This window comes from Photobacterium ganghwense, assembly GCF_003025595.1.
GTDB lineage: Bacteria > Pseudomonadota > Gammaproteobacteria > Enterobacterales > Vibrionaceae > Photobacterium > Photobacterium ganghwense.
This window is the reverse complement of sequence record NZ_PYMI01000004.1, coordinates 46,746-58,863: the sequence shown is the minus strand read 5'-3', so window position 1 is coordinate 58,863 and position 12,118 is coordinate 46,746. Positions and strand designations below refer to the sequence as shown.

Below are 12,118 nucleotides of genomic sequence, written 5' to 3'. Positions count from 1 at the left end.
GCTAATGAAGGGGATGGGCGAAACCCAATGCTTAATCAGCGTCGTTGGCAAGATGTACATCCCCGACATGCCTGCCGTGTATGTTTGTCCAACCGAGATCGCTGAATTTTGCAGTAGGCATTTTTCAGGGCACGACGCGCAGCAAACCAGTCTTTAGGTTTTTCCAGTATCAGATAGCCATTAAATGACTTCACCAATTGGATTCGGTACTCATTGATAAACTTGCTATCGTAGCCAATGTCAAAGTAATCGAGGGCTTGCTCGATAGACGTAAAATTAGCAACGACGCTTTGAATGTCAGTTTTACTCATATTTGGCGCATAGAGTCAGTTCAGGCAGAGAAACTATCATAGGGGGAATGAATCGGCTTTGATTTAGTTCCTATTATTGTGTATTTTCTTGGGTATGTATTCAGCTGCTAAAGCGTCTCTCGAACACGGTGAGAGGATTTCCTCTTGATTGCTTACTGTCCGTTGCTGTTGCCGGGCGGAAACGGTGGTTGAAATGACGGCAATTTTCGTAAAATTAGATTATCTAATTTGAGACACTAAGAATAATCACTCATTCTTATCTGGTTATTTTTTCTCAATCAGAACAGAATATATAGGTAAGTTATCTGCCTGACAGTTACCCATTTTTACATGCTGTTTTGTGCCTTGTGACACGTTATTTTGGTACGCATACCAAGTGCTTTTATCGCTATTCTGGAAATTGTGCAATAACGTAAAATTATTGTTCATTGTGTCACAGTGCGATAACAATTCAGTAGATCTTTTGTTCGGTTCAGGTATCTTATTTCACGTCTAAAAATTGGCTTTGATGTGTGGGAGAGGCAATTTTTAGACCTTTGGTTTGATGTGTTGGCAGCTCTATTAAGAGCATAATCTCAAAGGTTTAAGGTATTCTCATGGAAACCCTGTTAGTTGTAGCATTCATCGTCGGTGCAGTATTCATCATTTTGAAAGAAAAACGTTGCACCAAAGATTTGGATTACTCTCGGGACTCCCTGTAATCGAACACGCTCGACATTGCAGTTAACCGTTAAAGCGCCTGAGGGCGCTTTTTGTTTTTATATTGCTTTGTAACGAGCATGTGTGGTTTACGTCTTTGCCGTACATAGCTGAAAGCTGTTAGACACGATAGATGATTTTGTATTAGCCATTGTGGTGAAGCAGGCAAAATCATCTGGCGTTAAAAAATCTGGGCAGCAAGAAAAGTTTTAAGTTTACACCTTTTCTATCAATCGGTTATCACTCACGGTTGTGACCTATATCTCGACAAATTGTTAAATGCACTCTTGTTAATATGCTCTTTAATGAATATTGTTATTTGCCTGCTTCGTAAATGTCACCGGGTTGTTCAATCCTGATGTAATCCGATGAAAAAACAGATACCGAGCGAATCGATTAGTTGATGATTCTGACCCTGTCGTCAGGATTGTTTGGTTTGAGTTTGCGGTAAATATGCAATTGAAAGATTTCTGCCATCTTGATGACGGTATCAGTCGTCGATTTGGAACGTGGATGACGCAATACCATTACGTTTCCCTTATTTTTGTTCTGAGTATCGCGTTTGCCTGTTCCTTGTTTAATGGTTATGCCTCAAGGCAATATGTTCGATATTTAGTTGCTTCTGATGTGGAACAGACCTTAAGTTATTATTCCAGCCAGATTACTCACTATCCTGAAAAGCTCAGTCAATTAGCCTCCGTCTTTGAATTTAATTGCCTTGAGCAGGATCGTCGCCAACTTCAGCAATTAACCTATCACGATTATTTGATTCGCCGGATGCGTTTACAGTTGCCGGATGGCCGTCATTGCAACAGCATGGAAAGTATTGAACCGGAAAGACAACTACTTCCTTTGGTGTCTCCGCTCAGAGAGGGCGTTGGGTTGTGGGTGGCGAACGAAGCCCACAGTAACGAACAGTTGCTGGTCGTAGAGAAGCACGTTGAGATAGGCAAGTTGTTGGTATATCTCGAACCGCTGATCTCAGATTCACTCCGAGATAAGTACTGTACCAGTTGTTTGCTGGTGGCGGTGTCCGCTGAATTGAATCCGACTGTGGTGCTGATGCGGGGCGATATCAGCCTGTTACAGACCCCGCCACTGATGAGTTTCCCGTTGATCGATAGACTGACTGTAAAAGTCTATGTTCAGTCCGCTTTAATGGATAGCTATCGCCAGGCTTTCTGGTTGCCGCTGTTTTTAATGGGTGTTTTTCTGGGGGGAGCGATTCTTGCTGGTCACCGACTCATTCAAAGTCGTAAGCTCTCGCTACATGCACTGGTGGATGAAGGTCTGGCGAAGCAGGAATTTATTCCTTTTTACCAGCCTATTGTCGATGTGGCATCAAACACCCTGTACGGCTGTGAAATGTTGGCGCGTTGGCAGCGCCCTGATAATGAAATGATTTCTCCGATGGAATTTATCCCTTACGTCGAGAAAAGTGGTCAGATATTCCCTATTACCGATCAGCTCATCACCAAAGCGGTGAACGAAATCAGTAAACTGAACTGGCAGCAAACACAACAGGTACTCAGCATTAATGTGATTCCAGACCATCTGGAAAGCCATGAAATCATGGAAAAGTCACTGGCGCTTTTGTACCGTTCTCAGATATCACCACGGCAAATCGCATTTGAAGTCACAGAGCGAAAGCAGTTTACGGATTTGGCAATGGCGTCAGATGTGATTGATTTGCTCAGAAGTAAAGGGGTAGACGTCAAGCTGGATGACGTGGGGACAGGGTATGGAGGGTTTAGTTACATTCAGCAACTGAACATCCGGAGTCTGAAAATCGACAAGATGTTCGTTGAGACCATTGGGACCAGTGATATCAAACTGTCACTCCTTGATTCCATCATTGCTTTTGGCCGGGAGGCTGGAATGGAAATGATTGCAGAAGGCGTTGAAACGCTGGAGCAGTCAATGTATCTGGCTCAGCGGGGAGTTAATTTACAACAAGGTTTCTACTTTGGTAAGCCAATGAATTTTCAGGATTTCGCGTATTTCTGTAAGTCGATGGCGGCAAACCGGCGGACAGGGGATGATCCGGTGGAAATGGGTTAAGCCAATAGGCTAATAACAGTCGTCTACATTAAAAATTTTGATTAAAGATTTTGATTATAGTTTTTGTTAGTGAATGGCCGCATCATGCGGCCATTCAAATGGTTGAAGCGCTCGGTGTCTTGTAATAAAACACTGCTAAGCCCTTCGAAATGATCAGCACCCAGAGCGCCGCTCATCACAGATTGATCAGGCGTTTTTTTCGCGCCATTCTTCTGTTAAGCGAGAAATACGTTGTTGCGTTTCCTGCCACATGCGCGATGCGGTGAGTTCGCTGTATTCTCCGGTCGATTTTTTACACAGTGTCTCTAGGCTCGGTACCTGCGTTTGCGGCAGCCCATCCAGAGCCTGGATGGCGCCTTCGCGGTTATTGCAAAGCATGACCATATCGCAGCCTGCTTGCTGTGCCGCGATAGCCCGGTCACCATAACTACCCAGTACGTCTGCACCCTTCATGTTCAGGTCATCAGAAAAAATGACACCATTGAACTTCAGGTCATGACGCAGTACTTGTTTAAGCCAGTATTCAGAACCGCTGGCTGGCGCGCTATCGAAGTGGTCGAAAACGACATGTGCTGGCATCATTGCATCCAGCAGATTTTGTTCAATCAGCGCTTTAAAAACCGTCATATCGTGAGATTTGATTGAATCGCGAGAATCAACAGGCGTTTCCAGATGAGAATCGGCGATCACACCGCCATGGCCCGGGAAGTGTTTGCCGGTGGCTTCCATGCCTGCCTGTTTCATTCCTTTGATAAATTGGCTGGCATAGCGAATCACTTGCTGAGGCTGATCCGAGAATGCGCGATCACCAATTGCTTTACAGTCAAAACCAAGATCCAGTACCGGAGCCAGACTCAGATCAATATCCATAGCCAGTAGTTCGGCTGCCATCAGCCAGCCACCGTCCTGTGCCAATTCCAACCCCTGTGCGTGAGACGCAAATGCTTTGGCAGGAGGAAGCAAGGTAAATTCATCACGGAAGCGTTGTACTCGGCCACCTTCCTGATCGACAGCAATCAGAAAAGGTCGATTTGCTGTTTTGCGGATCTCTTTGGTCAGCGCTCTGAGTTGCTGACGGTCGTGGTAGTTGCGTGCAAAGAAAATGATCCCGCCGACAGTCGGGTGCTGGATAATTTCACGATCTTCTGCATCAAGTTCATAGCCTGAAACATCAAGCATTAAAGGACCCATAAGGTCTCCTCAGGTAAGGCCATTAATGGTTCCCATTATGCCTTAAATGGAACGTGGTAAACATAGTGGCGATGATAAAGGCGATGGCTGCTTTGATTAACTTTAAGTGATGCCGGTCACTTTTAAATGAAAACTAATGATAACAATTAAGTAAAAATGTGATCTGTATTGATGTTGAGGGCGGGTGAATTCATTACACTGCACCCTTAGCAAACATTGAGAGAGTGGGATATGTCTGTACTAGTGGCGATTGCAATTACAACCGGAATCTTATCTGGTGTGTGGGGCTGGGTTGCTGTTTCTTTAGGGCTTCTGAGCTGGGCGGGCTTTTTGGGCTGCACAACGTATTTCGCGTCCCCTAAAGACGGAATCAAAGGGCTTGGCCTGAGCATTGCTACCAATATGAGCGGCGTATTCTGGGCTATGATGATCATCTATCTGTCACAGCTGGCAAGCCTTGAAATTATTGGTTACGTTGTCACTGCTGTTGTCGCGTTTTTGATGTGTGTGCAGGCAAAGAAATCGTGGTTGAGCTTTATTCCGGGGACGTTTATTGGTTCTTGCGCCACATTTGCCGCCTCTGGTGACTGGAAGCTGGTAGTACCTTCACTGATCTTGGGGGCCGTATTCGGCTATACCATGAAAACCTCTGGTCTATGGTTGCAGCAGCGGTTGGCACCCAAAACGAACCTGGCTACGGCAGAGCAAAACTGACTCTCACAAAGAAATAAAAAATATAGAAATAAAGAAATAGAGTTAAAACGATTTAATAATGCCGCCCCGAAATGGGCGGCATTTTTATTTCAGGATAATCACTATCAGGATAAGTGTTTGCCGGAATGTCAGAGGCAAGGAATATGCTGTGCGACAGTGAGTGTCTTAAGCGGCCTGAATACTTTTTCAGCGTCCACCTTATTTGCCAGAACACAAACCCTGAACCCGTCGCTGAGATGTTTTTCAACTTGATTAAACAGGCTTTGTTCGTCATAAGGGGCGCGGTCGGCATCACGGCGACATAAATCAACAAAGATATCTTCTGCTTCTCCGGGAAATAGGACAAATTCCGATTGCTGCATCAGACGTAGGGCCTTGAGAGTCAGGAGTTCGGGATCGTCGCCGGTTTCAATAAGATACAAAGCGCCGCCAGAAGGGGCGGTTGCACATAGCAGGGTTGTAAATACCTCGTCGAGTTCATGTTCACAGTTGGCCAGCTCAACTTGGGGGTGACGAAAAAAGCTCTCCCAGAATTTCCGCCGTTCATCTACCGTCTTGAAGTGTTCCTTGATTCTGTCACGCTGTTTACCCGCATAGTCAGCCAATAGACTGAGATTCTGTGGCAGTTGTGTTTCCAGCTTTTCCCTCAAAAACCGAACCAGAACCGGGGATGCACCGCCGCTGGATACCGCAACTTGGATCGGGCTTCGGTCAATGATCGATGGGGTAATAAAATGGCAGTACTGGCGGTCATCAACCACATTGGCCCAGATCCCCCGGGCTTCCGCATCGGAATAAATGGATTGGTTGAGAGCACGGTTGTTGGTGGTTACCCAAACCTGATCGGCGTGGTCGAGTACTGAAGGTTGGTATACGTCATTATTCCAGTGAATTTTTCCAGCTTGTTCCAGTCGTTCCAGATGCGGGTGCAGTTCGGGGGACGTCACTGTGATATCGGCGTCAGCCTTGAGCAATAAGTCGACTTTCCGGCATGCCACTTCGCCACCACCAATAACACTGATTTTTCTGCCTTTAAGTGAGAGAAAAATGGGAAAGTAGTCCATTAAGTTGATTCCTCATTGAATGGTGGATGTTATTAATTTGCTGATTATTAAGGAGGCTTTTTCTGTTAGCCAGTATAAATTGGTGAAAATATGGCTTACGGAAACATTTGGAAACAAATTAAAATTTAAACCTGTCTCTGAGCTGAAGACATTCAGCTTCTATTAAACCCTCAATTGTTAGTGTTTCCGCACGATTTTTATTCTCCCCTGAATATGGGCATTTTCGCCTGAGTAGTGCAAAGCCTCGGTCACTTCTCTGGATTTATGTTTATTTTATCAATTATATATGGTCGGCAATATGAATAAAAAATTAGTGATTGCAACACTAATCAGCTCAGCCTTGCTTGTTGGTTGTGGTGAGCAATCTACAGGTCAAGCACCAGCAGCTAGCCCACTGGTTGTGGCGCAGCCGGTGACGGTGATTGACTATCAACAGGGTAAACAGTTTGTGGGCAGAACGGAAGCCATTGAAGATGTGGCCATCTCTGCGCAGGTATCCGGCTATTTGAAGTCACGCTCTTTTAAAGAAGGGGAGATCGTACACAAAGGTCAGGTACTGTTTGAAATTGAACCGGCAGCCTATGAAGCTAAACTGGCCAGTGCCAAGGCAGCCATCGCTCAGGCGGAAGCCTCATTGAAACGCGCAAATCTCGATTGGCAGCGAGCAGAGAACTTGTTGCCCAAAGGAAGTATCAGCAAAGCGGAGTATGATCGTCTGACGGCAGAAAAGCTGCATGCAGAAGCGCAATTGAAAGCGGCCAATGCACAGGTAAAAGCGGCGGAGGTGGACTTGTCTTATACCCGAATTTCTGCGCCTTTTACCGGCCGAATCAGTGACAGCAAAGTGAGTATCGGCGATCTGGTTTCACCGGGCTCCGGTATTTTAACTACGTTGGTCAGCCTGGATCCGATACAGGCATCATTTAATGTCAGTGAGCGTCAGCGTCTGGAGTTGGGGATTGACAGCCTTGATGGGGCGGGTCGGGGACAGAACGATGTGGAAGTGGTACTGACTCTGACAAATGGCGAAACATACAGTGAACTGGGTGTGGTGGACTTTATCGGAAACCGTATTGACCTTAAAACAGGCACCATTGCAATGCGCGCCAATTTTGCCAACCCGGATCAGGAATTGTTACCCGGTCAGCATGTTCAGGTATTTTTGCGTGAAAAAGAGCCGGTTAAGCGCATGGTCATCCCTCGCCGAGCGGTGCAAAGCGATCTGGAAGGGGATTTCGTCATGGTACTGGCAGAAGGGAATATCGCTGAACGCCGGAATGTTGTGCTGGGACCTCAAACTGAACATGGTGTGATCATTACCGACGGCCTTGCGGACAGTGATGTGGTTCTGACTAAAGGTTTGCAGCGTGTCAGAAACGGCATGACAGTTCGACTGGAAAACGATGAGGCGCAGGAATAATCATGCTAAGTCGATTTTTTATTCAACGACCTAAGTTTGCGTTGGTCATCTCCATCATTCTGACTCTGGCCGGCCTGATTTCACTGCTGAATCTGCCAGTGGCGGAATACCCGAAAATCAGCCCGCCATCGGTGTCTGTTACGGCGTACTATTCTGGTGCCAGTGCAGAGGTTGTTGAAGAAGCGATTGCCGACCCGATTGAAGCGTCTGTGAACGGCGTAGAGAACATGATCTACATGTCCTCAAAAAGTGCCAATGATGGCTCGTACAACCTGAACGTGACATTTGATATCGGTACCGATCCCGATATGGCGCAGGTGAACGTGCAAAACCGGGTTTCTCAGATTGAATCCAAGCTTCCGGCTGAAGTGCGAATGGTCGGGGTTACCGTAAAAAAACGGTCACCGGATTTGTTGATGGTGCTGAACTTTTATTCGCCTGATGGAAAATACGATGACCAGTTCCTGATTAACTACATCAACCTGAATGTGAAAGATCAGCTGGCTCGTGTTAAAGGTATCAGTGAAGTTAACGTCATCGGTGGTGGCGAATACTCAATGCGGGTCTGGCTGAATCCGGAAAAAATGGCCAACCTGGGCATCACGACTGCGGATGTGAATGCTGCGCTGGCCGAGCAGAACGTACAGGTTGCTGCCGGTAAAGTGGGCGCGCCGCCATACAACAATACCCAGGAAGTGCAGTTCAACCTGGTGACGAAAGGACGACTGGAAAGCGTTGCTGAATTTGAGGACGTCGTTCTGCGCGCCAACAATGATGGTTCAATGGTGTATCTCAAAGATATCGCACGTATTGAACTGGGTAAGAAGTTCTACGACGGCAATGGTAAATTCCGTAATCAACCGGCGTCTATTGTTGCGCTGAATCTGCAATCCGATGCCAACGCACTGGACAGTGGCAAAGCGGTGATGGAACTGTTGGATCGGATGAGCGCAGATTTTCCGGAAGGAATGGATTATGAGACCAGCTACGATACCACTTTGTTTGTATCTGAATCGATCAAAGGGGTTGTCAAAACCCTGATTGAAGCGATTCTGCTGGTTATTGCGGTTACCTACCTGTTTCTGGGGAGCATGCGTTCAACGCTGATTCCTGTCGTGGCCATTCCGGTTTCGCTTATTGGTACTTTTGCCATCATGCTGGCGACAGGCTTTACCATCAATACTGTCACGTTGTTTGGTCTGATTCTGGCGATTGGTATCGTTGTGGATGATGCCATTCTGGTGATCGAGAACGTCGATACCAATATGAAGCGTGATCCAAGCCTGACGCCCCGCAAAGCAACGTTGATTGCGATGAAAGAAGTGACCGGGCCGATCATTACGTCCACGTTGGTGTTGTTAGCCGTGTTCCTGCCGGTCGCAATGTTACCGGGGATCACCGGTATCATGTATCGCCAGTTTGCGCTGACAATCTGTATTTCGGTTGTTATTTCCTCCATCAATGCCCTGACTCTGTCACCGGCTTTGTGTGCGCTGGTCCTTAAGCAAGGGGGAGAAAATAACGCTCGCTGGTTTACGGTGTTTAACCGTGGGCTGGATCGTATCACACATAAATACGGTGTTATTGCCGGATTCCTTGTCAGGAAAACGGCGGTATTGGTGGCGTTCTTTGTGTTGGCGGTTGGCGCAGTGACTTACTTGTCCAACACCACCTCAACAGCGTTTGTACCAACGGAAGATAAAGGCATTCTGCTGGTCAACGTACAGCTGCCGGATGCCGCTTCGCTATCGCGTACCGAAGAGGTGACCGAAAAGCTTCAGGCTATTTTGGATCAGGAACCGGGTATTGAAGGGATCACCGTGGCCAATGGCTATGCGTTCCTCACCGGTGCTGCCGCATCAAATGGCGCTTCACTGTTTATTAAACTGAAAAGCTGGGAAGAGCGCTTGGCAATGAGCGGTGATCACTCATCATTTGCGATTTCAAACCGGATCAACGGCCGCGCAGTATCAGATGTTCCTGAAGCGGTGGTGTTTGCTATGGGAGCGCCAGCGGTGCCGGGAATGGGCGCTGCATCGGGATTCGAGTTTGTCCTGGAAGACACATTGGGTCGCAGTCGTACTGATCTGGCAAAAGTAATGGGAGAGCTGATTCAGCAGGCCAATGCACAACCTGAAATTCAGTACACCTTCAGTACGTTCCGGGCCAATGTACCGCATTTCTACATTGACATAGACCGGGTGAAAGCTAAACAGCTGGGCATCCCATTGACGGATATTTTCCAGACGTTACAAGGTAACCTTGGTTCAATGTATGTGAACGATTTTACCCTGTACGGAAAGAATTTCCGGGTAACGGTACAGGCTGACAGCGATTACCGTGACAGTCTGGATACTTTGGAACGTTTTCATGTCCGTTCATCATCCGGCGAGATGATTCCACTCAGTACCCTTACGTCGGTTGAACAGGTATTTGAGCCTGATGTGGCATGGCGTTATAACATGTACCGCGCAGCGGTCATTCAGGGTAGTCCGGCACCGGGTTACTCAAGCGGCGATGCGATTGCGGCAATGGAACGGGTAGCGGCTGAGGTACTGCCTCAGGGCTATCAGTATGAGTGGACGGGGATGGCCTATCAGGAAGTACAGGCTGGTAATCAGGCGATTTACGCGTTTGCTCTGGCACTGATATTTATTTACCTGTTTATGGTCGCGCAGTATGAAAGCTGGAGTATTCCGCTGGCAATTATTCTGGTTGTGCCTGTGGCAACGTTAGGCTCTTTCCTGGCGTTGGCATTAACCGGCACACCGCTCAATCTGTATGCTCAAATTGGTCTGGTACTGCTGATCGCTCTGGCGGCGAAAAACGCCATCTTGATCGTAGAATTTGCCAAGATTGAGCGGGAAGAGAAAGAACTGGATATTGAGCAAGCATCGGTTCGCGGCGGTAAATTGCGTTTCCGTGCGGTAAACATGACTTCCTGGTCATTTATTCTGGGGATTTTACCGCTGATTTTTGCTTCCGGAGCCGGACATATCAGTCAGAACTCACTGGGGATCTCATTGACTGGCGGGTTGCTGTGTGTGCTGCTGGCGGGTACGTTCCTGATCCCGGGTTTCTTCGCGCTGGTTCAGCGTCGCCGTGAAAAATTCCACGGTGGGTCAACGCGCATTGCTCCGCTGGAGGATGAGTGATTAAACAATCGGTGAAAAAAGCTTGAGACGAAAAGGGTCAGGTAAGGTTTGAGATACACGCCGAATACGGAGGCGATAAATCCTGAGCTATGAATTATAGCCTGACAAGTCCCTGATATTTATCTTGTGAAATATACTGAAAAGGCCAATCAGAATACCTGATTGGCCTTTTGTTTAAGGGGGAAATGTTATCTGGGATGGATGATAAACGGAATAGCGTTGAGCGGTATCTATTAGTGTTGTAAATCATATTTTTATTAATAATCAGCGGGTTGATCTTTGTCGGAAATATCATGCGGGCTTCACAATAAAGCAGTAATTTACTTGGTAATATCTTTTGCCAGTTATTTACCGCAGAAATTAAATACTGTTAAAGAAGATGACCCATTATGGATAATATAAAAACAACACTTCTACCTATTGTGCTTGCTGTTGCCTCAGCAGTCTCTTTTCAAGCCCAAGCTGATACCGCGTCTGTAGAAGCTAAAATTTTGAATGGTCAACCTGCCAGCCAACTGGCTGAAGGATTATTGCTTCCTTGGCAGGCCGCAATGATTACGGTGCCTTTATATTCTGAGGATGGTAGCTCATCGCAGGTATTATCAGGCTGTGGTGCAGTGGTGATCAGTGATCGCTTATTAGTGACTGCAGCTCACTGTATTGATCCTATGATGAGTACAACAGTGGTTGCTGGTACTGAACAACTTCCCAATTCTGTAGGTGCTGCTGATCAGATTGATTCAAAATATAAGTTCACTGTGATTGGTGGTTGGGTTCATCCTTCTTATGACCCAAGTATTAATTACGATCACGACGTGGCGGTATTACAGGTTGATCGTTCAATGGCATCCGTCGCCAAGCCGATAAAAATCGCGACGCCTGCCGAGCAGGCCGTTGCAAATGCGCAATTTGCTAACACCTGGAATGCGACCGGTTGGTCTGAAGCGAACTTGATTGCCTCTGGTTGGGGACGGACAGAACCCGATTACAACCAGCCTGATGAGCTGATGGTTGTGACTTTAGGCGGAATTCCGGCTGAACAGTGTGATACCTCTTATCCGTTTAGCTCGGACTCACACTTTGTCTGTGCCGACAGCAATGATCCTGCGGTGAAAAAAGATGTCTGTGCCGGTGACTCCGGTGGCCCGTTGATCTGGCAAAACCCAGAACGTGCCGGTGACAGTGATTTCGGGTTGCGTGTTATCGGTGTCACCAGTAATGGAGCCTATTGCGATTTGAAAAACTCTGGTCATCCTGATGCCCAATTGAATGGCTTGTACACTGAGTTGGCCTCATATTATGCGGATATTGAAGTCGTGACCGGCGTTGATTTTGATCTGGAGCCGACACCTGAATTTGCCGTGAACCCATTTGAAAAAATCAGTGAAGGGCAATCAAAACTGACACCGAAAAGTTCGGGTTCAAGTGGTGGCAGCATGCCACTTTCAGTGTTGGCTGGTTTAGGTCTGCTGGGCTTTTTACGTCGTCAGCGTCGCTAACTTC

Annotated in this window: 8 protein-coding genes; 5 read left to right on the top strand and 3 right to left on the bottom strand. The window is 47.1% G+C overall.

Annotated features, from left to right (window positions below):
• Positions 1–35: 35 nt before the first annotated feature.
• The gene (locus tag C9I92_RS14580) at positions 36–311 is read right to left on the bottom strand and encodes a nitrogenase-stabilizing/protective protein NifW (RefSeq protein WP_047885778.1); all 276 of its coding nucleotides are present in this window, start codon (positions 309–311) and stop codon (positions 36–38) included.
• A gap of 1,152 nt (positions 312–1,463) precedes the next feature.
• Between C9I92_RS14580 and C9I92_RS14575 the strand changes: the two genes are divergently transcribed.
• Positions 1,464–3,071: an EAL domain-containing protein gene (locus C9I92_RS14575; protein ID WP_248827385.1), complete on the top strand. Its 1,608-nt coding sequence runs from the start codon at positions 1,464–1,466 to the stop codon at positions 3,069–3,071.
• 186 nt (positions 3,072–3,257) lie between these two features.
• Here C9I92_RS14575 and nagZ read toward each other — a convergent pair whose 3' ends face one another.
• Entirely contained in the window at positions 3,258–4,262 is a 1,005-nt protein-coding gene (gene nagZ / locus C9I92_RS14570) for a beta-N-acetylhexosaminidase (protein ID WP_047885777.1), read from the bottom strand.
• Positions 4,263–4,493: 231 nt separating this feature from the next.
• On the opposite strand from nagZ, the gene C9I92_RS14565 reads away from it, so the two are divergent.
• Positions 4,494–4,976, top strand: a complete 483-nt coding sequence (locus C9I92_RS14565; RefSeq protein ID WP_047885776.1) for a DUF1097 domain-containing protein — start codon at positions 4,494–4,496, stop codon at positions 4,974–4,976.
• Positions 4,977–5,104: 128 nt separating this feature from the next.
• Here C9I92_RS14565 and C9I92_RS14560 read toward each other — a convergent pair whose 3' ends face one another.
• Positions 5,105–6,040, bottom strand: a complete 936-nt coding sequence (locus C9I92_RS14560; protein WP_047885775.1) for a precorrin-2 dehydrogenase/sirohydrochlorin ferrochelatase family protein — start codon at positions 6,038–6,040, stop codon at positions 5,105–5,107.
• A gap of 298 nt (positions 6,041–6,338) precedes the next feature.
• Here C9I92_RS14560 and C9I92_RS14555 point away from each other — a divergent pair, with 298 nt between their 5' ends.
• The 3 genes from C9I92_RS14555 to C9I92_RS14545 all read left to right on the top strand — a co-directional run bounded on the left by C9I92_RS14555 (position 6,339) and on the right by C9I92_RS14545 (position 12,114).
• On the top strand, positions 6,339–7,460 hold the full coding sequence (locus tag C9I92_RS14555) for an efflux RND transporter periplasmic adaptor subunit (protein ID WP_047886310.1): 1,122 nt from the start codon (positions 6,339–6,341) through the stop codon (positions 7,458–7,460).
• A gap of 2 nt (positions 7,461–7,462) precedes the next feature.
• Positions 7,463–10,615: an efflux RND transporter permease subunit gene (locus C9I92_RS14550; protein WP_047885774.1), complete on the top strand. Its 3,153-nt coding sequence runs from the start codon at positions 7,463–7,465 to the stop codon at positions 10,613–10,615.
• A gap of 389 nt (positions 10,616–11,004) precedes the next feature.
• Positions 11,005–12,114, top strand: a complete 1,110-nt coding sequence (locus C9I92_RS14545) for a S1 family peptidase (RefSeq protein WP_047885773.1) — start codon at positions 11,005–11,007, stop codon at positions 12,112–12,114.
• The last annotated feature ends 4 nt before the right edge of the window (positions 12,115–12,118 follow it).

Excerpts from the sequence above, each read along its gene's own strand:
- C9I92_RS14580 (WP_047885778.1), bottom strand. The coding sequence starts at position 311 with ATGAGTAAAACTGACATTCAAAGCGTCGTTGCTAATTTTACGTCTATC.
- C9I92_RS14575 (WP_248827385.1), top strand. The coding sequence starts at position 1,464 with ATGCAATTGAAAGATTTCTGCCATCTTGATGACGGTATCAGTCGTCGA.
- nagZ (WP_047885777.1), bottom strand. The coding sequence starts at position 4,262 with ATGGGTCCTTTAATGCTTGATGTTTCAGGCTATGAACTTGATGCAGAA.
- C9I92_RS14565 (WP_047885776.1), top strand. The coding sequence starts at position 4,494 with ATGTCTGTACTAGTGGCGATTGCAATTACAACCGGAATCTTATCTGGT.
- C9I92_RS14560 (WP_047885775.1), bottom strand. The coding sequence starts at position 6,040 with ATGGACTACTTTCCCATTTTTCTCTCACTTAAAGGCAGAAAAATCAGT.
- C9I92_RS14555 (WP_047886310.1), top strand. The coding sequence starts at position 6,339 with ATGAATAAAAAATTAGTGATTGCAACACTAATCAGCTCAGCCTTGCTT.
- C9I92_RS14550 (WP_047885774.1), top strand. The coding sequence starts at position 7,463 with ATGCTAAGTCGATTTTTTATTCAACGACCTAAGTTTGCGTTGGTCATC.
- C9I92_RS14545 (WP_047885773.1), top strand. The coding sequence starts at position 11,005 with ATGGATAATATAAAAACAACACTTCTACCTATTGTGCTTGCTGTTGCC.